We start from the raw sequence: 20,361 nt of genomic DNA, 5'->3' as shown, positions 1-20,361 counted from the left end.
GCTTTCCGGACAAATGGGTCGTTGGAATACCTGTCCCCTGCTGGACCTCTACTTCTAGTCAGTGAGACTGCTTGGGCCTGATCACCGGCCCAAGCAGTCCAACGACGGCCGCACCGAGCCTCATCGGTTCACCGGCCGCGGCCCGCTCCGCCAGATCTCATCGTAGATCCATGGCCGCGTCCCGTACGCGCGCTGCTGTGGCCATACCTCGTCGAGCGTCATCCCGTCGTACAGAACGCCTCCCTTCATCACCGACTGGATGTCGGTCGTGTTCCGGATGTTGTCGAGCGGGTTGGAGTTCAGGATCATCAGATCGGCCAGCTTTCCGACGGCCAGAGATCCGACGTCCTGCTCGGCTCCCAGGAAGTACGCGCCCTCGTTGCTCGCGAGTTCGAGCGCCCCCATCGGCCCCATCGCGGAAGCCGCGACCCAGACCTCCCAGTGCGAGGCGAGCCCGTGCTGCTGGCCGTGTGAGCCGATAGCGCCATGGCCGCCCTCTGCGATGATATCGGCAAGGACCTGCGCGAGCATTGGATAGCTGTAGTCCGTCTCAGGACGCTGGAACGGGCGGCGTGCGTGGGGAACCAACTGCTTCCACGGCATCCACAGCCGCAGTTTCTCATTCCTCCACACCTCGGTCTCCTGGAAGAAATACTCGTCGTTCCAGGGCCCAGGGCCTCCGACCATGAAGGTCGGTGAGTACACGGTGTTTGCCATCCCGAAGAAGCGCGTGGCATCCGAGTACATAGGCACGTAGCTGATCGGGTGCTCCCACGCGGTCTGTCCGTCCATGATCATGCTGAGGTTGTAGGCCAGGTCGCCCCCCTCGGCGGTAACCATGAGGCCACGCTCACGCGCGACATCGGATACCCACTGACGCTGATTGCGACGGGGCTGCATGTACTGTTTCAGCGAAACCGCGCCCCACGACTGCAGTCGCGCGATGTTGTCGTCGGTGACCTCGTAGCTGCTCAGGTCGTTCTGTCGGGCCGCGTCGCCCCGATAGAGGGGGTCACCAGTCGTGAACGTGCGCGATCCGACGAGCGTGCCCTGCTCGATCATCTGGATCGCGGGGAAGATGTCCTGCGACCACATCGAGTTGTCGAGGTTCGTCGTGACACCGTACGCGAGAGGGACGGCCGCCTCGAACGCCTTCGGCGGGATGATGCCCCGGTACTCGCGGAAGAAGTGCGAGTGCATGTCGATGAAGCCTGGAATGAGCGTCTTTCCTGTCGCATCGACGACGTGGTCGGCTCCTGAAGTGTCACAGGATCCGATGCAGGTAATCCGACCGTTCGTGGCAACCAGCGAGCCGTTCTCGATGACCTGTCGGTTCTCGAGGGTGATGATGCGGGCATTGGTAACCGCGATGGTTCCATCGGGGAGTACGTCACGATCGAGCTCGAGCTCGATCGCGATCGTATCCGTCGTCTCGGCCGCGACGTCGTGCCGGTAGTACGTCGCACCGCTCCCGAACTCGACCGTGTTTTGGTCGCGCCAGCTCGGATAGATGCCGCCGCCACGACTCAGCTGCGTGACCGGAAGCGCACCGCTCTTCTTGTCGATGCCGACCGGGACAACCGCGGACGGGATGGGCACCATGTACACGTTGTCGCCCTCGTTGAACGCGGCCCGGCGGCCATCCGGCGAGATGACGACCTCATCGGCGAATGGAAGCATCAGATGGACGCGTGGGTCACGACCATCGCGGGCCACTGACATGAGTCTGGTCGAATCAGCCCGGTTCGTTCCAAGCTGGGGGTAGTAGATCCGTCCCTCCGGTCCGAAGGATGGGCGCAGGAATTGGGTCCGTGTGGAGAGCGTCGGCCCTTCGACGCGCACGATCCGGTCACCCGCTCCGCCATCGGCCGGAAAAACCGTGATGTCGTACCAGGGATTGTGGGCCATCGTGCGTTGACGAGCCGTCGCGCCCGAACCCCACGTCGCCACGATCTCGGAGCCGTCCAGGCTCCAGCGGGTGTGTGAGTATTCGCCGTGTTCCTGGCTGACCTGCTGCGGCGTCCCACCACCGCTCGGGATCTTCATGACGTGACCTGCGCCCGTCTCGTCGACGGTCGTGTACGCGATCCAGGCACCATCCGGGGACCACGACGGCGCGTACTCAAAGTGCGGGTCGGAGTCCGACGTAAGGCGACTCGGTGTTCCGTTCGGCAGGCTCATCACATAGATGCGCCCCCCTGCCGTGAAGGCGAGGCTCGATCCGTCCGCCGATCCGGTCTGCCAGCGGGTGTACGTCACCGGCATGGGGCCGTCGTCGATGCGGAAGGCCCGATACGCCTGTTCCGAGATCGTCCGATGGACCCTCGCGTCGAAGTCGATCGTCGCGACGTTGCCGCTCGCCACGTCGAGGCGGCGGATCTTGCCACCTTGGGATATGACGATGCCGCTTCCGTCAGGCGTCCACGAGTAACCTGGAAGTGGGCGAATCGTCTTCATGCCCTCCGTCATGTCCTGGCTGATCGGATCCATGACGATACGCTCGGAGCCGTTTCGCAGGTCACGGACCCAGAGCGCGGTGGAAGGTCCGAACTCATGCCCCTTCCACTCGATCGTGCCGTCGGGCATCCGGCGAGCGAACGCCATGTAGCGCCCGTCGGGGGAGACCTCACCGGCGATCGCGCCACCCGACGACAGTCGGTACTGACGCGAAGGGACACCACTGGTGACGCGGGTCACCGCGCCGGTCGCGAGATCCATGCGTGAGAGGTTGTTCGCACCCTGCATCGCATCCGCGACCGTCTCGTCATCGATGTGATCGACCGCCCATTGGACCGCCTGCCCTCCGGTTCGGACCTGGTAGTAGACATAACGACCATCCGCGGAGGTCGACGGCCACGAAGGCGCTCCACCTTCGTTGTCGACCAGCTGGATGCCCGTCCCGCCGTCCTGGTGGTACATCGAAATTCCGCCGTCCTCGACGACAAGGATGTACTCTCCGTCGGCGGTCCATTCGGGCATGGTGACGCGCGTGTCCATGCTGGTCTGAACCTGACGCGGGTGCGACCCGTCGGAGTCCATCACCCAGAGATTGGCCTGACCACCTCGGTCCGAGATGAACGCGATCCGGGTCCCGTCCGGCGAGTACTTGGGATGATAATTGAGCGCGACGCCGCTTTCCTGCGTCAGGCTCTCGGCGTCTCCACCTCCCATCGGCACGCGGTACACGTGAGCCAGCATATCGAAGACGACCCACCGACCATCCGGTGAGACGTCGACGGACATCCACGTGCCCTCGTCGGTCTGGAAATCGATCTCGCGAGTCTCACCCCGCGCGAGCGTCACATCCCAGTCCTCGGACTCCTCCTGCGCCGCAGCCGGAGCGGCTGGCCACGCCAACGTGAGAGCGAGGAAGACAGAAAATGAGATCCGGAAACTGAGCGCACGCCACATCGCAGACTCACATCGCTAAGTCCTGGGCCAGGCCTGGGTGGCCTGCCCGAAGTGGTCAGACTAGGGTTGGCGGTGCGGCGTAGCCAGTCCCGGGAAGGGCCTGGAGCTCACATCGACCCCGGGTCCGGCAACGTGTCTGCAGGATTCGAGAAGATCCGCTGGTTCGGCAGAGCACCGAGGTCGACGACTGTTCCGTCCCTGATGACGGTCTCGATCACGCGAATGTTGCGGATGTCCTCGAGCGGATCCGCCCCCAGAATGACCACATCGGCGAACTTCCCTTCCTCGAGGGTCCCCAGTTCGTCGAGCATGAGACAAGCCATCGCTCCATTCTTCGTCACTGCCACGATCGCCTCCATCGGCGTCATCCCTAATTCGACGAGCCCCTCGGTGGCGAGCACACTCCCCGTCCCGAAGGACTGACTGAGCGCTTTTGTGGGGTCGCGCCGGAATTCAGGCGCAGTCCCGAGGTAGTTGTCCGTGCCGATCGTCGTCACACAACCGGTCGCGATGAGCTTCTCCGCATTCTGGCGACGGATGTCCATGCCTTCGCCGTTCCCGCGCGCCTCGGCCCGCAGTTCGGCCGAGGTTCTCGCCCTCTCCTGTCCCGCGTCCTCCTCCTCCTCTTCTGCCTCGCTTTCGGCACGATCCGCCTGCTGCTTCAGGTGTCGTTCCCAGGGCTCACCCGTGAGCGTGTTCGACAGCATGGCGCAGATCGTCCCGCGTCGGGCGATGTCCTCGGCGAGCGCGTCGGACATGACGCTCGGAAGTACCTCCGGGTGCTGAATGAGATCGATGCCGGCCTCGACAGACAGTCGCAGGCCTTCCGGGCTCGTCGAGTGCGTCTCGGCCACCAGGCCTCGCCTGTGTGTCTCCTCGACCATGACCTCCTGGGCCCGTGGGCTGAAGCCGATCATGATTGGGTTCGAGAAGTGACTCGTCCCCCCGAACTTGATGAAGTCCGGTCCCAGATCGAGATAGTCGTTCACGGCGACACGCAGATCCTCGGGCTCCATCTCCATCCACTCCTCACCCGACCCCTGCGTAATGAAGTCGTTGAACTGCTCCTGAAAAAGCGTGAGACCGGTGCCGCGCACGAGCGAGAAGGTGATGGAGTACGGCCCACCCCACCCCACGATGTTCCCCGCCACGAGCATACGAGGACCGACCACCTCTCCTCGAGCGATCGCGTCTCGGACCTCCATGAGTGGAAGCAGCGACCCGTAGCTGTCCCGCACCGTCGTGAATCCGTTCTTGAGCTGGAGCTGGGCCGACTCGAGCGTCAGGTCTGCGTTCCTGTCTTCATACCGGACGATCGTCTCTCCTGCCCCGTACAACGAGAGATGGACGTTGCTGTCGATGAAGCCCGGGGTGACGAATTTGCCCCTACCGTCGATGACCTGGGCCCCATCAGGGACGTCCACGCTCCCGCTGGGACCGACCGCGCTGATGCGGTTGCCCGTCAGGACGATCGTTCCATTCGCGAGGGGCGGACCTCCATTTCCGTCGATGATCGTGGCGCCGACGATCGCGATGGCGCTCTGCGCGACCAAGGCCGCGGGCGCGAGCAAAGCGAAGGCGAGCAGGACGGCGATGGGACGGAACGTGATGTGCCTCGGCATGGTCGATCCTCCTTTGCGGCGACGCGGCGGTGAGCTTACCGCCATCGCAATCGCACAGCCAGTGATCCGGCGGTTCGCTTGCCCCGCGCGAGGCGAGGAGCATCTTACTCCGCCTTGGTCGGCCCACTGCTCTTGAGGTGAACGTCATGTTGTGTACGTCGGGCTCGGAGAACCCTCGGGCCAGCAGGCGGTCGGCGACGTCCACGATCTGGGCGTAGTCGTCGAAGCCTGAGATGTTGCGCTCAAGCGGCGGCGGGCGAGGTGGCTCGACGATCAACGTCGCCCCATCTTGGCCGCGACCACTCCCGCCCGCGCATTGTTGAAGGTTCGTCATGAACTCACGTCGCATCCTGCCCGCACTCGCTTCGATCCTGCTCTTCCTTCCCGGACCGGTGACGGGTCAGTGGACGAGCCGCTACACCCAGGTCGGGAATGGCCACCACGTGTACCTCGAAGGGTACGAGCTCCCCACCCTGGCGACCGGCCCGATGGATCCGGCCGTCTCGCCCGATGGCACGCAGATCGCGATGGCCGACCGAGGCTGGCTGTGGCTCGTCGATCTCGAGACCGGGGTCGCCACGCAGCTCACGACGGGCGGAGAGATGGACTCACGTCCTCGCTGGGCCCCGAACGGCGACCGGATCGTCTTCGTGCGCGATGACGGAGCGGACACGTGGATCGTCGAGATCGATGTGGCGAGTGGACGGGAGGACATCGTGGTCGACACAGACGCGATCGAACTCGATCCCAGCTACGGCCTGGACGGATCGATCTGGTACGCCTCAGGCGAATCGGGGGCGATCCGCATTTGGCGGCTCGATCCGGACGGCACGACACGCACGGAGGTCGCAGGCGAGGGCAGGGTTTCTCGCAGACCTCAGCTCACACCGGACGGTGGCCAGCTGCTGTACCTCGAGAAGGGCGGCAGCAACCGGGTGCTTCTTCGGGACCTCACCACCGGAGAAGAACGAACGATCGTCGAAGGGATGCTCCTCTCGCAGACCGAGCCTGCCCTCTCGCCCGACGGGCGTCGGGTCGCCTTTCAAATTCCCCAGGCCCACGGCGACGGGTGGGAGCTTCGCTTCGCTTCGCTCGATCGTCCTGGCTCCACGATGCTTCTCGCGGGCGGAGGCGACCGCCTGCCCCTCGCCCCGGCCTGGGGCCCCGACGGCCAGTGGGTCTGGTTCAGTGAAGCCGGCGACGACGAGATCTTCCGTCTCTACAAAGTCTCCGTTGACGGAGGTCCCGTTGAGATGGTCGACATCACGGCGTTCGACACCGCGGCTCGCTGGGGTCGGCTGCGGTTGACGACACAATCGGCCCTCCAACCCGGGCCCGTCGCCACCCGCGTCTCCGTGGTGGATGCGAACGGTCATGCTGTGTTTCCCCGGGGTCATGTGCCCCGGTTCGACGGCCAGACGGGGCGGGTCTTCTTCTACTCCGACGGCGTCGTGGAGCTGGACGCACCTCCGGGCGAGGTGACAGTGACGATCGCCCGAGGGCTCGCTGCGCCCGCCGAGCAACGCCGAGCCGTGGTTTTGCCTGGACAGGTCGCAACCCTGGAGATCCAGCTTCGGCCGGTGTGGGACGCCGCGGCCGCCGGATGGCTCTCGGGTGACCAGCACTTCCACCTCAACTACGGCGGGCCCTACCGACTCGACCCGGAAGACCTGCGTGCGGTCATGGCTGGAGAGGGTCTCGATGTGGCCACACCGCTTGTGGCCAATCTCCACGAGCGCTTGGGAGAGCAGCACTGGTTTGGGTGGGCCGATGGCGGTGCGGCCCCGATGGTTCGTTTCGGTCAGGAGGTTCGCTCTCATTTCTTGGGACACCTGGGGCTGATCGGGACCGACGAGATGTTCTGGCCCTGGGTTTGGGGTCCGGGCTATCAGGCGTACGGCCAGGACGACCGGGCCAACGACGAGGTCACGAAATTCGCCCGCCGTCAGGGAGGAATCGCGTCGTATGTGCACCCGGCGGGCGCCGACCCCTTCGGCGATCCGGCGGCACTCGGCCTTCCAGTAGGACTCGTCGCGGACGGTATCCTCGGCGACGTACAGGCCCTCGAGATCGCCTGCCTCTGGACCGACGAGCTCGGGACTGCCGAGGTCTGGTACCAGTTCCTGAACCTGGGATGGCCGGTTGCGGCGACGTCGGGCAGCGACGTGATGCTGAACTTCTACCGGACAATGGCGCCCGGCGCGACGCGGACCTACGTCCACACCGGCGATGCACAGGACTTCGACAGCTACCTCGCGGGAGTCGCGGCAGGACGGAGCTTCGTGACGAACGGTCCGCTGATCGAATTTGAGGTCGAGGGAGCCGGCCCGGGTGAGACGACGCCGGCCGATGGCACCGCAGAGTGGACACTCGCCCTGCACACCGCCGTGGGTGTCTCCAGGGTCGAGATCATCGTCAATGGCGAGGTCGCCTGGAGCGACGAGGCTGGAAGCGGGGCGCATCAACGCTTCTCAGGCAGCGTCGAAATTCCGGCTGGAGGATGGATCGCCGTGCGGGTCGTAGGCCCGGACACAGAGTCATGGCCAGCGATGGACAGCTACGCCTTCGCGCATAGTTCGCCGACCTGGATCGGCGAGGTCGGCAGCGTCGATCGTGAAGCCGAACTCCGGTCGGTCGCGACCCTACGTGCGGCGCTGGTGGGCGCGAAGGCCTCGCTCCTGGAAGGATACGAAGGCGCCGACATTCCGACTCTCATCTCTCGTTTCGAGGCCGCGGAGGCCGCGCTCGACGCCCGCAAAGGCGGGGTGCCCCGCCCCTGAGCGACCCCGATCCCGGCCGATATCGCTACCTGCGATACCTGAACACGGCGGTATTCTGGATGTCGAATTCGTCCCGGAGGATGCCGAGCAGGAGATCCCCCAGAACGGCCTGAAGCTCCAATTGTTCCGGACAAATGGGTCGTTGGAATACCTTGTCCCCCCCCATGCGAAGCCGCCAGAAGCCGTCATTGACCACGACCTGGTTGGTTCCGCAGGGCGGGTCTTCTTCGGCATCCAAAGTCCGCCCGACAGCCGGTGACACTCTCAACACTTGGGAGTCGTCGGCGCTGACGCGTTGGGCGTCCGGGCGCTCTGGCTTGACAGCGAGCAGGCCAAAGCCGCAACTGCAGGTGGAGCATCCACGCAGATTCGGAGTTCGCGATGTCACGTGCCACCATTGTCCTCGCCGTCGCCATGGCGCTGGCCAACCCTCTCTCGGCCCAGATGTCCAAGGCGGACGTCATGTCGTTCCTCGACTCCCAAGAGGAGCAGCTCACAGACATCGCCATGGAGATCTGGGATCTCGCCGAGGTCGGGTACCTGGAAGAACAAAGCTCAGCACTCTTGGCTGGCGAACTTGAGGCCCATGGCTTCGACCTCGAGTGGGGCGTCGCGGGGATCCCGACCGCATTTGTCGCGACATATGGCTCCGGATCGCCCGTGGTGGGCGTGCTCGCTGAATTCGATGCGCTTCCGGGCATCAATCAGGACGCTGTTCCGTTTCGTTCACCCATCGAGGGGAAGATCGCAGGGCATGCCTGCGGCCATCACTTGTATGGCACTGCGTCCAGCGCAGCGGCGATTGGGGCCGCAGAGTGGCTGCGGCAGACGGGCAATCCGGGCACGATCAGGCTCTATGGCACGCCTGCGGAGGAAGGCGGCTCGGGTAAGGTCTACATGGTCCGCGAAGGCCTCTTCGACGACGTCGACGTGGTGCTCGCCTGGCATGCTGGCGATCGCAACAGCGCCAGTCCTGGATCCAATCTGGCGGTGAAGTCGGCCAAATTCCGCTTCAGCGGTGTCTCGGCCCACGCCGCCGGCGCCCCCGAACGCGGACGGTCGGCTCTCGACGGGGTGGAGGCTATGAATTTCATGGCGAACCTCATGCGCGAGCACGTTCCGCAGGAGTCACGCCTGCACTATGTGATCACATCAGGAGGCTCGGCGCCCAATGTCGTGCCCGATTTCTCCGAGGTGTACTACTACGTCCGGCACCCTGACCCAGAGATGGTGCGCGCCATCTTCGACCGGCTCGTGAGCGCGGCAGAAGGGGCAGCATCGGGGACCGGGACGACAATGGAGTACGAAGTCATTGGTGGGTCGTACTCGCGTCTCTCCGTCACCGCTCTGCAGGAAGTCGTGTACGAGAATCTCATGACGGTGGGCGGCGTCTATTACGACGACCAAGAGTGGACATTCGCCGAGGCTCTGAAGAACGAGTTGCCTGCCGCACCTGAGTTGGAAAGCGCGGCGGAAATCATGCCGTTCGAGTACCGTCGCACCAACGCCTCGTCCGACGCCGGAGACGTGAGCTGGATGGTGCCTGCTTCCACGTTGTCCACGGCGACGTGGATCCCCGGAACGGGCGCCCATTCCTGGCAGGCCATCGCTGCAGGGGGCACCACCATTGGCGCGAAAGGCATGATGGTCGCAGCGAAGACGATGGCCCTCACGGCGATCGATCTCTTCACCAGTCCCGAGAAGGTGGCCGCGATCCGAGCGGAGTTCGAAGAGTTCCGTGGCGTGGACTTCCAATACGACCCGCTCATTGGCGATCGCGCTCCGCCACTGGACTACAGGGCTTCACTGATCGGTGGTCGCTAGAGGATGGAGCACCGCCGCATGGTGAAAAGTTGGAGGAGCCGGGGCCTGGTTTTCTTCCTCCTCGGGGCGATAGCCGCGTGCGAACCGCCCGAGCCTGTGGATTTACTGCTCCACAACGGAAAGATCGTGACGGTCGACGACGCTTTCTCGATCTACCAGGCGGTAGCAGTGCGCGACGGTGTGATCGTCGACGTCGGCGGGGATGATCTGCTCTCCCGGTACGAAGCGACTCGCACGATCGACCTCGAAGGGAAGACAGTCCTTCCGGGGTTCAACGACACACATCTGCACATCAGCGGCGACCCCATCCGTCAAATCGACCTGACTGAGACCGGTTCGGTCGCGGAACTGCAAGAGCAGGTCCGGGCCAAGGTCGCAGAACTCGGGGAAGGGGAGTGGATCACCGGATATGGCTGGTCCGAAGATGCCTTCACAGAACAGCGCAAACCGACACGAGCGGACCTGGACGAGGCGGCTCCGAGCAATCCTGTGACGCTAACCCGAGCGGGTGGGCACAGCGCGGTGGTCAACAGCTTGGCGTTCGATCTCGCGGGGATCACCAAGGACAGCCCGAATCCAGATCGTGGCATCCTCGAGAAAGATGGGCGGGGCGAACTGAACGGCGTCATCCGGGAGCGCCAGGACATCGTGGGCAGGCTTGTCCCTCGTGCGACACGAGAGGAGACCCGCCCGAGCTTCGTACAGCACCTTCAAGACCTGCTCGAGCTTGGCATCACGAGCATGACTCAGGCAGGTGTATCGACGCGCGGCTACGAAGAGTGGGAGACGGTTTATAGCGAGCACGGAGAGGGACTCCCGCGCGCCAGCGTTCAGATCAGATGGGGCGGACCCGAACAAATGGAGGCCTTCGGCAAGAAGACCGGCGACGGAGACGACCGGCTGCGGGTTGGGGCGGTAAAGGTCTTCGTCGATGGTGGCTTCACTGGGCCCAGCGCTTATACGATCGACGAGTATCTGAGTGAGCCCGGTTTCCATGGGTCACTCGATATCGACGAGCAGGAATTGTTGACGCTCGTCGGGCAGGCCCATGAGATGGGATGGCAGATGGGTTTCCACGCCATCGGAGACGCGGCGATCAAACTCATCGTCGACTATTTCGCTCAGACGCTCGAGGCCTCACCGCGCGACGATCATCGGCATTACCTCAACCACTTCACGGTGCGTCCTCCGCCGGAAGTGATGGAGTTGATGGCCGAACACGGGATCATGATCACGCAGCAGCCGAACTTCACCTACACGCTCGAGGGTCGGTACGTCGAGTACCTGCACGAGGAGCATGCGGCGCACAACAACCCGCTACGCAGCCCTATGGATCACGGCGTTTTTGTGGCGCTTAGCAGTGACATTCTGCCCATTGGCCCAATGGTGGGCATTTACGCTGCGGTCACACGGAAGGGTGCATCAGGCGCCGTCTTCGCACCGGAAGAGCGACTGACGATGGAAGAGGCGATTCGTGGCTACACACGGAACGGTGCCCACATCACGTTCGAGGAAGGCGTCAAGGGCACTCTGGAGCCGGGTATGCTGGCAGACATGATTGTCTTGTCCGACGACCTGTTGACGATCGATTCTGAGCAGATCCTAGACGTTCTGATCGAGACGACCATCGTCGGTGGGCGGGTCGTCTTTGAGCGGTAACATCGGCGCGTCTGCCTCCGCAGGAGGAGGTACGGATCGACCAGAGCTGAAGCGAGCGATCAGCGGCTTCGGCTTCTTCGCACTCGCGTTCGGCTCGATGATCGGAGTCGGGTGGATCACCGCGCTGGGCGGGTGGTTCGAGCAGGCAGGCCCGGTCGGAGCGATTGTCGCGTTTATTGCCGGCGGCACGCTCATGTTGATCATCGGGCTGTGTTACGCCGAGGTCACACCCATGCTCCCGGTCACCGGTGGAGAGGTCGCATACGCGTACAAGGCGTATGGTACCTCGAAGGCCTTTATTATCGGGTGGTTCTTGGCCTTCGGCTACCTGTCTGTTTCGGCCTTCGAGGCCATTTCGGTGGGGTTGGTCCTCTCGTTTCTGTTCCCCCAGGTCGACGTCTTCCCGCTCTACGAGATCGCCGGCTCGACGGTCTACGCTTCGCACCTGTTGCTGGCGCTCGTCTTCACCGGCTTCATCACGGCCATCAACTACTTCGGCGTGGGAATCGCATCGCGCGTACAGATTGTTCTGACCGCGCTCTTCCTGCTCTGCGCTGGCCTGTTTGTGGTGTCGGGAATCAGTAGTGGGGAGCTCGGCAATTTGGCTCCTTACTTTGGGGATGTGACGCTCGGGACCGGTGGGCTCGGAGGCATACTTGCCGTCTTCGTGACGGTGCCCTTCTGGTACGTCGGCTTCGACACGATTCCGCAGGCCGCAGAGGAGCGTCGGGAAGATGCTCCGCTGAAGCGGCTAGGCCTCTATGTGGTCCTCGCCATCATCGGTTCCACGGTTTTCTACATTGCCATCATACTCGGGGCCGGCATGGCCGGGCCTTGGCGGGAAACCGTGGAGAGTGATCTGCCAACAGCCGCGGCGTTTGCGGCGGCTTTCGAGTCTCAGACGCTCGTGCGGCTCGTGCTCGTGGCTGGTCTCATCGGGCTGCTTACGAGTTGGAACGGATTCTTCTTGGCGGGTTCCCGCGTGCTGTTTTCGTTGGGCCGCGGCCGCATCATCCACGAGTCGTTCGGTGAGGCGCATGCCCGATACGGGACCCCCGCGAGGGCTGTCCTGTTCAGCGGTCTGGTGACTTTCTTGTCGGCTTGCCTGGGCCGAGGTGCGATCCTCGCCTTCGTCGATGTTGGGTCGTTCTGCATCGCGCTGGCGTTTCTCGGAGTGTCGCTCTCGCTGATTAGACTCCGGAAGGCGTTCCCGGATCTGGAACGGCCGTACCGGCTACCAGGCGGAAACGCGCTTGCGTACGTGGCGGCTGCCGGGTCGCTGTTCATTCTGCTCGTGATGCTCGTACCGGGGAGTCCGAGTCAGCTCGTTTGGCCTCTGGAGTGGTTCGTGCTCGCGGCGCTCAGCGTAACCGGGCTCGCCTTCTGGTTCAGTGCCCGTGGGTACAGACAACGGGTATCCGAAGACGACCGGGCGAAGCTGATTCTGGAGGACTACGCCTAGGAGCAGAGCGAGATCAGTTGCGGGTGCACGTGCTGAGCGATTCCCTCGAAATCTCGGTCGCGAGCTAGCACGGGGTGTTCCCGCCGCAGCGCCATGACTGTGATGAGCCAGTCGATCACCGATCGCACCGTGCAGCCTCCGCTCCGGCAGATCCGCCCGACGAGCACTGCATCTTCGAAGCCTGCGAGCCCTTCGACGTCGAGGATCTCGGAGCACCCCAGAAAGTGCCTGAGTTGTGCGGGCTCAGCTTCGGTTGGGCATCCGGGCAGGAGTTTCATCACGACCGGTGCCAGAGTGGCAATTGGGGCATCTCACTTCGTTGAGTCAACGAGCATTTCTCTCGGGCGGGCCGTGCCCACCCGACGAAACGACCCCCGGCGCCTCACGGCACCGGGGGTCGTTTTCCGCCTAGAAGGCCGAGAAGTCGTCTAGTTCCAAACGATCTCGTTGTCCCAGGTGCACCACGGCTCCGTCAGACTCAACCAGTCCTGCGCCGGAGACCCGATCATCCAGTTCATTGCCGGCTGCCCGATGGGCGCACCCGGAGGTGCATTTACGCCGCCGACTGCTTCAGCCGGTGCATGTGGACGCTCCATGAAACGCTCGATTTCCTGAGCGAGGGTCATGCCGTGCGGACCCGCCTCTGCGAGACGGGTCTTCATCCGGTCCAGCATCCCGTTCGTCGTGGCCCGTACCGAATGCATGCTCGCGTTTCCGGCGAGCCACATCATCCGGTCGATCACGATGGCCTGAACGGCCTGCTGGATCTGTGCCTCGTAGGCATCGGACGACATCTCACCGAAGGTCGAGCGGATCAGGCCGCCGAGCACGGCATCAAGACTCAGCTGGTCATCGTCCAACATCGACTGCTGAACCAGCCGCGCCGCGCGGTCAGCCGTGAGCAGGCTATTTACGGTGTGACTCGCAGCCACGACTGCTGGTGTTACCGCGTCGAAACGCCCGCCCGTGTAGCGCGGGAACGTCTCGCGGCTCCGTCCGTATCCCGGCGGACGAGGCGGAATCAGTCCGATCACGTCACGTGGCAGCGCCAACTCCGACGGCTGTAGCGTGCGCATGAGGGCACTCAGGGCTTCCCGCTGGGCACTGGCGGAGACGGTCTCGAACGGTGTCAGCCCGTCACCCCGGGTCGCGTAGACGTATTCCACACCACCTACCGCAGTCGCAGTCGATGCGACCTGGTACCGGTGGTACATGTAGAGCGGCACCAGCGCTTCTTCGATCGTGGCCATGGGGCGGCCACCACGGATCGCGGCTTCACCGAAGTTCGACATCGCCGCCGCGCGTACATCCATCATGCGGTTGAGTTCGGCGGCCATATCGGTGCCGTTTGCCCACTGATCGGCCTGCGGCCCGTTGCCGACATCCCCGCCCGTCATGTAGCGGACGTCGTCGTCCCATGCGTCCTGAAGTATCTCCATGAGCTCGGCTTCTTCGTCCGTTCCGTCCGGGAAGTCCGAGTAGCCGTACTTGATTGAGGCGATGTCCCATTCGCCGATGTCTGTGTCGTAGACCTCGGAGTGGTCGAGCCGTCCGTTCTCGAGCGTCACCAGCGGGTGCGGATAGTCCAGCACGGAGATGCGGCCCGCGGTCGAGTTGTAGTAGTTGTGCCCCAACCCGATGGTGTGTCCGACTTCGTGCGCGGACAGCTGCCGGATGCGCGCGAGCGCCCACTCGGAAAGCTCCGGTGGGTTCTCATCACCGTCGGTGTAGGGTGACAGCATTCCCTCTGCCATCATGTAGTCCTGACGAACACGCAGAGAGCCGAGGGTCACGACACCCTTGATGATCTCTCCGGTGCGCGGGTCAGTCACGGAGCCACCCGTGGACCAACCACGCGTTGAACGGTGCACCCAGTTGATCACATTGTAGCGCGCGTCCAACGAACTGATGCTGTCTGGCCGCATCCTGACCTGGAAGGCGTTGTTGTACCCGGCAGCCTCGAACGCCTGGTCCCACCAACGAGCACCGTCCAGAAGCGCCGAGCGTACGGGCTCAGGCGTGCCGGGATCCAAGTAGTAGATGATCGGCTCGACCGGGTCGCTCATGGCCGCATTGGGGTTCTGCTTCTCGAGGCGATGACGGCGGATGGCCCGTTGCGTCATGTCCTCACCGAGCGGGACCGCGTAGTCCTGGAACGAGTTCGCGCCGTAGCCCGACCGTGGGTCGTACATGCGTGGCTCGTAGTTGTCGTCGGGAAGCCCAACGAACGAGTGATGCAGGCGAATGCTCGCTGCGGCACCCGTAGCTGCCACGCTGCTCACGCCCTCGAAGCCGCCGCCACCGCGCCCGAAGCCCCGACCGCCGCCGCCGGCGGCGTTCACGAAGGTCAGCTCGGCTTCCATCTCCGTATTCGTGGGGAAGACGTTCGTCATCTCCATGAAGACGGTGCTGCGATTCGCATCCAGCCGATACGTACCGGGCTGCATCGACGCGCCGGCATTGATGTGGTCGGCGAGCACGAACGGCGTCGCGTCCACGAGCACTCTGCCACCCGTCTCTGCCGCAGGGGCGAAGTCCCAGATGACGGAGCGGGCGAAGGCGTCACGGACGGCGCGCCGCTCGTCCGGGTTGTCGCTCTGGGCACGGAACCGGTAGTTCGGCTGCACCATCAGGATCTTCCGACCCACGCGCTCGAACTTCACGATTCGCGAGCCACGCAGCGCTCCGCGGTCGAGTCCGAGATCGTTCGATCCGAGTCCGGCCCCGTATCCCATGAAGTGGATCATCTCGACGCCCATCTCCGGAATCTCCATCCAGAGCTGGCCCATGTCGGCATCCCAGTACAGCGGGAGGAAGCCGTCCATACGGTCCATGCCCTCTGTCTTGTCGGCGATCGATGGCAGTTCGCCTGCCGCAGCTCCACCGGCGCCACCGCCGCGCTGAGCTTCTGCTTGCTCTGGTACCGTGGCGAGGGCCACCGCGGCGAGCACTGTGAGGCTCAAGAACGAGCGAAGGATGCGTTGAATCATCTGATGTAACTCCTCTGGATGCGTGTCAGGTGGACATCATGCAATGAGGTGTGCGATCCCGCGAGCCTCTGTGTCCCAACGCACCTCAATGGACGACCTCATTCGACTCGCCCAAAGCGGTGACCATGGATATGTCAGGAGGTTATTCACTGAATTGCGGCCCAGGGTGTGTCGCTGGGCGGTGATCTGGACCGGTAGCACTGACATCGCCGAGGACGTAGCGCAAAGCGTACTGCTGCGAATTCACTCCGCGTTGCCGGCCTACAAGGCGAAGGGCCAAGCCATGACGTGGGCGCACAGCTTCGGGAAGGCGGAGAAGTCGCTGACTGCGGAAAGCTGGACCAAGATGGGTGCATGGCTCGGCGTAGCCGACTTCGGGACGAGCGTCCGGTCCATCCCTCAACTCTCTATTGGAGACGAGGGGCTCATACCTGACCGGCATGCTGCTCGACCTGGCCTTCACGTTTGGTCTCTCGCTCATAGCGGTTTTTTGGGTACGATGTCCCGGTCGCGTCCCGTGACCCGGGCAACACCGTTGTGACGTTCGACGCGGGGACTATGGGACTGCCGGTCGGACTCTTCTTCTATTCGGCCTTCTTCACCTCTGCGTGGCTCTGGTTACGCGTGATGGCTGTGGTCGCGTCACGAATGATGCTGCGTATGAACCACGGGGTGGGTTTCCTCATCCGGATCTCAGATGTCGAAGAGCAGCCGTTCCGGTCTATGGGCTTCGTCAGCGTGATCATCACCAGCGCGCTGTTCCTCCTTGGGCTTCCACTCGTGCTCATTTAGGACGAGCCGAGCGCGTCGGATCTCGCTAGGATCGCGTTGAGACGACACTTTGCGCCCCATGAACCAACCACTAAGGGTCGGAGTCATTGGCGCAGGTCGCTGGTGCAAGACCGCCCATCTCCCCGGATTCCATCGCTCGCCTCTGTGCGAACTCGTTGCGATCAGCGACCTCCACATCGACCTCGCGGAGGCGCGCGCGTCCGAGTTCGACATCCCGAGTGTCACCACGAACTATCGGGAACTGCTCGAACGTGACGACATCGACGTCATCGACGTCGTCACCCGCGGCGACCACCAGGACCTCGTCTTCGAGGCGCTCGAGGCCGGGAAACACTGCTTGGTCGAGAAGCCGGTCTGCCACGACTATCGCGACGTGTGGAAAGCCCAAGCGTTGGCTGACGCGAAGGGCCTGAAGACGAAGGTCGGCCTGACCTTCCGATACGCTCCCGCCGTCATGTACATGTTCGACCTGATTCGGCAGGGCTTCATTGGCGAGCCTTACGTCTTTAATGGCTACGAGCAGAACTCGCAGTGGCTCGATCCCGACAACCCCATGGACAAGCGCATCCATAGGGTGCGGCCAGAGGGTGAGCCGGAATGGGGAACGGAGCTGACACGCGAAGGCATCACCGTGTCGTCGCTGGAAGGGTACGGGGCACCCACGATCGACATTGGTCTAGAGTGCGTCGGGAGTGAACTCAAGGAGGTCGTTGGCATCTTGGCCAACATGGTGCCGTTCCGGAGGCGCACGAACCTCGACACCGAGCGCGAACGCATCAACATCGACGATGCGGACATGTTCATGGCCGAGGCCGAAAACGGTGCACTCTTCTCCATGCAGTCCAGCTACGTGACGGTGGGGAATTATCCGGGCATCGAAGCGCGGATCTTCGGCTCAGAGGGAGCGATTCAAGTTCGGCTCGTCGAGGAGTTCGGAGTGATTCAGACGATCCATACCGCGAAACCCGATGCCGTCGAGTTCGTCCAGCAGGAGATTCCCGAGCAGTACTTTCCGCCCGGCTTCCAGGACGATGACCCCTGGGGCACGGCGTTCTACGGGAACCTAGTGCATAACTTCTGTCAGGAGATCCTGGAGGGTGGAGACACCAATCAGGGCAACTTTGCGCAAAGCGCACGTGTGCAGGAGATCATCAATGCTGTGGCCCAGTCGCACCGGGAGCACCGTTGGGTTGGACTGCCCTTGGCCCAGGATTTTCATGACGACGCTCAGCAGAGCCCTTACTGAGGCAGCCTCCAAATGACCGACAGAAAGCTCCGCTGGGGAGTCCTGAGCACTGCGAACATTGGTCGTGCCGCAGTGAATCCGGCCATTCAGGCCTCGGCGAATGGGGAACTCGTCGCCGTTGCTTCTCGTGACGCCGAGCGCGCCAGCGCCTTCGCGGAGCAGTGGGGTATCCCCAAGTCTTACGGTACCTACGAGGCGCTCATCGAAGCCGAAGACGTGGACGCCGTCTACATCCCGCTCCCCAATAGCCTGCACAATCCATGGACGATCCGGGCCGCGCAGGCCGGGAAGCACGTCCTGTGCGAAAAGCCACTCGCGCTCGATGCGGCGGAGTGTCTAGAGATGCAGGCAGCGGCCGACGCAAACGGTGTGAAGCTCATGGAGGCGTTCATGTACCGTTTCCATCCTCGGATGGATCGAGCGGTGGAGATGGTCCGCGACGGCGTGGTCGGAGATCTACGCGTGATTCGGAGCGCGTTCTCGTTCAAGCTGACCAACCCGGCGAATATCCGGATGGATGCGGCACTAGGTGGCGGAGCCCTCATGGACGTGGGCTGCTACTGCGTGAATTCGGCCCGAACGATTGCCGGGAAGGAGCCGGTGGAGGTTCAGGCCTTCGCGCGATGGACCGCGGGTGATGTCGACGATCAGCTCACCGGCACGCTCCGCTTTGACGATGACCTGACTGCACACTTCGACTGCTCACTGACAACCGAACGGTGCGAGTTCTTCGAGGCCGCGGGTACGGACGGTGTGCTGCGGGTCGAGTCCTCGTTCCTGCCCGGGAAAGGGGACGTGGTGATCGAGGAGTTGAGAGGTCGGGACGGCGCCATCCAGCACCCGGTGACGGGTGCCGACGAGTACCAGCTAATGGTCGAGCACTTTGCGGATGCTGCGTTGAACGACGGGCCCCTTCGTTACACAGGGGCAGAGGCAGCATCGAACTTGCGCGTCATCGAAGCGTTGTACGCTTCTGCACGAAACGGCGGGCGACCGGTCTCGCTTTAGCGGAGATCGTTGCTCGTTAGGACCCTCGGGTGAGTCGCATATCTCCGCTGAGTTGGTCCGTGCAGTCCGTGATCATCATGGACCCGGTCAGGACACCTCCGCCCTCCGACACAGTGGCGACCCCGCCGACCGTGCCGTCGCACCCGGTCATAGGATTGTTCCGGTAGTCGATCATGATGTCGAGCTGATCACCGAGCAGCGTGCCTTCGATCACTCCGACGATCTCGACGGGCTGGGTGACCCGGAACACGCCGGACACGAGGCCTCCGCCCTCCGTGATGATGGACGCCTCGACCGCGAAGCCCTGGCCGTCCACGCCGAGCGTGCCGGAGTAGGCCCCCTCAACATTGTAAGGATACCCGGAATCCCCCGGTGCAGGCGGCCCTCCACAGGCACCCAAGAAAGCAACAAATAGAAGCAGTGCCGCCTGTCGAATCTTCGTCATCCTGTGCCTCCCTACTGTGCGCCGTGTATGCTGGGTATACACCTATTCGGAACCTAAGACCCCCGTGTCTCCGTATATCCTATTATGAGACTCATTCGATTGCTCCGTTCGCGCGTCGGCCTGGTCCTCGCTTTAATCGCCGATCTGCTGATCTTCGCGGGTTCCCAAGGCCCGTTCGAGTACTCGAATGCTTCGTTTGATGCCGCGATGAGCCTCCAGTCTCAGGTGACCAGTGAATGGTTGGCTCGTGACGGTGTCGTAGGGACGGCGATTGGTGTGGATGGGCGGGGAAACGCGGTGCTCAAGGTGTACCTCGAGTCCCTGGGGGCGGCGACGTTCCCGCAGAATGTGCTGGGCATCGAGGTCATCCCGGAAGTCACGGGTCGCTTCGTGGCTCTCGGTGCTCCGGCGGATGCCGACTCGGAAGCCTTCGACCCGAAGGTCAATCATCCGCGGCCTGTTCCCATTGGTGTGAGCACTGGCCATCCGGACGTCACGGCAGGCACCATCGGAGCGCGAGTTACGAACGGTTCTCAGGTGTTCGCGCTGAGCAACAACCATGTAGCTGCGAACAACAACCGCGGGAGTAAGGGCGACGAGTTACTGCAGCCGGGCAAAGTCGATGGGGGGCGAGCTGGGCAGGACGCCATCGGAACGCTCTACGACTTCGAGCCGATCTCGTTCTGCGCGGGTCGCGCCTGTGAGTTGAACAAACTCGACGCCGCGATCGCGCTGTCGAGCGAAGCCGATCTGGGGAACTCCACACCCGATGGCAGCTACGGGACGCCGAAGCCTTGGACCGTGGAGGCCCGGTTGGGCATGAGCGTCCAGAAGTACGGGCGGACGACTGGGCACACAGAGGGTCGAATCTCTGGGGTGAACGCGATCATGGACGTGGCCTACCCAGGTGGGACAGCGCGCTTCGAAGGACAGATCGTTATCTCCGGGAATCGCTTCAGCGCGGGCGGAGACTCCGGGTCGCTCATCGTGACCGACGGTGTTCTCCTCGCCGACCGCAGGCCTGTTGGACTGCTCTTCGCGGGCACGACGGTCACCACACTCGCGAACCCGATCGAGTTGGTGCTCGAGCGGTTCAGCGTGAAGATCGACGGCAACTAGCCG

15 protein-coding genes are annotated in these 20,361 nt (G+C 63.4%); 9 read left to right on the top strand and 6 right to left on the bottom strand.

What is annotated here, in order from left to right; translation table 11 throughout:
• Positions 1–120: 120 nt before the first annotated feature.
• Entirely contained in the window at positions 121–3,411 is a 3,291-nt protein-coding gene (locus tag P8L30_07915; GenBank protein ID MDG2240115.1) for an amidohydrolase family protein, read from the bottom strand.
• Between the two features lie 107 nt (positions 3,412–3,518).
• Positions 3,519–5,033, bottom strand: a complete 1,515-nt coding sequence (locus P8L30_07910; GenBank protein ID MDG2240114.1) for an amidohydrolase family protein — start codon at positions 5,031–5,033, stop codon at positions 3,519–3,521.
• A 332-nt stretch (positions 5,034–5,365) separates the two neighbouring features.
• Here P8L30_07910 and P8L30_07905 point away from each other — a divergent pair, with 332 nt between their 5' ends.
• Entirely contained in the window at positions 5,366–7,813 is a 2,448-nt protein-coding gene (locus P8L30_07905) for a CehA/McbA family metallohydrolase (protein MDG2240113.1), read from the top strand.
• A gap of 25 nt (positions 7,814–7,838) precedes the next feature.
• On the opposite strand, the gene P8L30_07900 is transcribed toward P8L30_07905, so the two are convergent.
• Positions 7,839–8,075: a hypothetical protein gene (locus P8L30_07900; protein ID MDG2240112.1), complete on the bottom strand. Its 237-nt coding sequence runs from the start codon at positions 8,073–8,075 to the stop codon at positions 7,839–7,841.
• 119 nt (positions 8,076–8,194) lie between these two features.
• Here P8L30_07900 and P8L30_07895 point away from each other — a divergent pair, with 119 nt between their 5' ends.
• From P8L30_07895 to P8L30_07885, 3 genes are all read left to right on the top strand, one after another.
• Positions 8,195–9,637, top strand: a complete 1,443-nt coding sequence (locus P8L30_07895; protein ID MDG2240111.1) for an amidohydrolase — start codon at positions 8,195–8,197, stop codon at positions 9,635–9,637.
• Between the two features lie 96 nt (positions 9,638–9,733).
• On the top strand, positions 9,734–11,296 hold the full coding sequence (locus tag P8L30_07890; protein ID MDG2240110.1) for an amidohydrolase: 1,563 nt from the start codon (positions 9,734–9,736) through the stop codon (positions 11,294–11,296).
• A complete protein-coding gene (locus tag P8L30_07885; GenBank protein ID MDG2240109.1) occupies positions 11,286–12,758 on the top strand; it encodes an APC family permease in 1,473 nt (490 codons plus the stop codon). The genes P8L30_07890 and P8L30_07885 overlap by 11 nt, the downstream gene beginning before the upstream one ends.
• On the opposite strand, the gene P8L30_07880 is transcribed toward P8L30_07885, so the two are convergent.
• Both P8L30_07880 and P8L30_07875 read right to left on the bottom strand, forming a co-directional pair.
• Entirely contained in the window at positions 12,755–13,036 is a 282-nt protein-coding gene (locus P8L30_07880) for a hypothetical protein (GenBank protein MDG2240108.1), read from the bottom strand. The two genes, P8L30_07885 and P8L30_07880, sit on opposite strands and share 4 nt — an antisense overlap.
• A 150-nt stretch (positions 13,037–13,186) precedes the next feature.
• Positions 13,187–15,748 (bottom strand): zinc-dependent metalloprotease, encoded by a 2,562-nt coding sequence (locus tag P8L30_07875; GenBank protein MDG2240107.1) that lies wholly within the window; start codon positions 15,746–15,748, stop codon positions 13,187–13,189.
• Positions 15,749–15,818: 70 nt separating this feature from the next.
• Between P8L30_07875 and P8L30_07870 the strand changes: the two genes are divergently transcribed.
• Genes P8L30_07870 through P8L30_07855 form a run of 4 tightly spaced genes read left to right on the top strand, consistent with a single transcriptional unit; the run spans position 15,819 to position 18,794 of the window.
• Entirely contained in the window at positions 15,819–16,289 is a 471-nt protein-coding gene (locus P8L30_07870; protein MDG2240106.1) for a sigma factor, read from the top strand.
• The gene (locus P8L30_07865) at positions 16,286–16,540 is read left to right on the top strand and encodes a hypothetical protein (protein ID MDG2240105.1); all 255 of its coding nucleotides are present in this window, start codon (positions 16,286–16,288) and stop codon (positions 16,538–16,540) included. The genes P8L30_07870 and P8L30_07865 overlap by 4 nt, the downstream gene beginning before the upstream one ends.
• A gap of 58 nt (positions 16,541–16,598) precedes the next feature.
• Positions 16,599–17,786 (top strand): Gfo/Idh/MocA family oxidoreductase, encoded by a 1,188-nt coding sequence (locus P8L30_07860; GenBank protein ID MDG2240104.1) that lies wholly within the window; start codon positions 16,599–16,601, stop codon positions 17,784–17,786.
• A 12-nt stretch (positions 17,787–17,798) separates the two neighbouring features.
• The gene (locus tag P8L30_07855) at positions 17,799–18,794 is read left to right on the top strand and encodes a Gfo/Idh/MocA family oxidoreductase (GenBank protein MDG2240103.1); all 996 of its coding nucleotides are present in this window, start codon (positions 17,799–17,801) and stop codon (positions 18,792–18,794) included.
• A 16-nt stretch (positions 18,795–18,810) separates the two neighbouring features.
• On the opposite strand, the gene P8L30_07850 is transcribed toward P8L30_07855, so the two are convergent.
• On the bottom strand, positions 18,811–19,239 hold the full coding sequence (locus P8L30_07850) for a hypothetical protein (protein MDG2240102.1): 429 nt from the start codon (positions 19,237–19,239) through the stop codon (positions 18,811–18,813).
• 84 nt (positions 19,240–19,323) lie between these two features.
• Between P8L30_07850 and P8L30_07845 the strand changes: the two genes are divergently transcribed.
• Positions 19,324–20,358, top strand: coding sequence for a hypothetical protein (locus P8L30_07845; protein ID MDG2240101.1), 1,035 nt, complete (start codon positions 19,324–19,326; stop codon positions 20,356–20,358).
• The last annotated feature ends 3 nt before the right edge of the window (positions 20,359–20,361 follow it).

Source organism: Longimicrobiales bacterium, from assembly GCA_029245345.1.
Taxonomy (GTDB): Bacteria; Gemmatimonadota; Gemmatimonadetes; order Longimicrobiales; family Gaopeijiaceae; genus CALFPJ01.
Note: the sequence above shows the minus strand (reverse complement) of the source record. Positions and strands in the feature narration are given on the sequence as shown.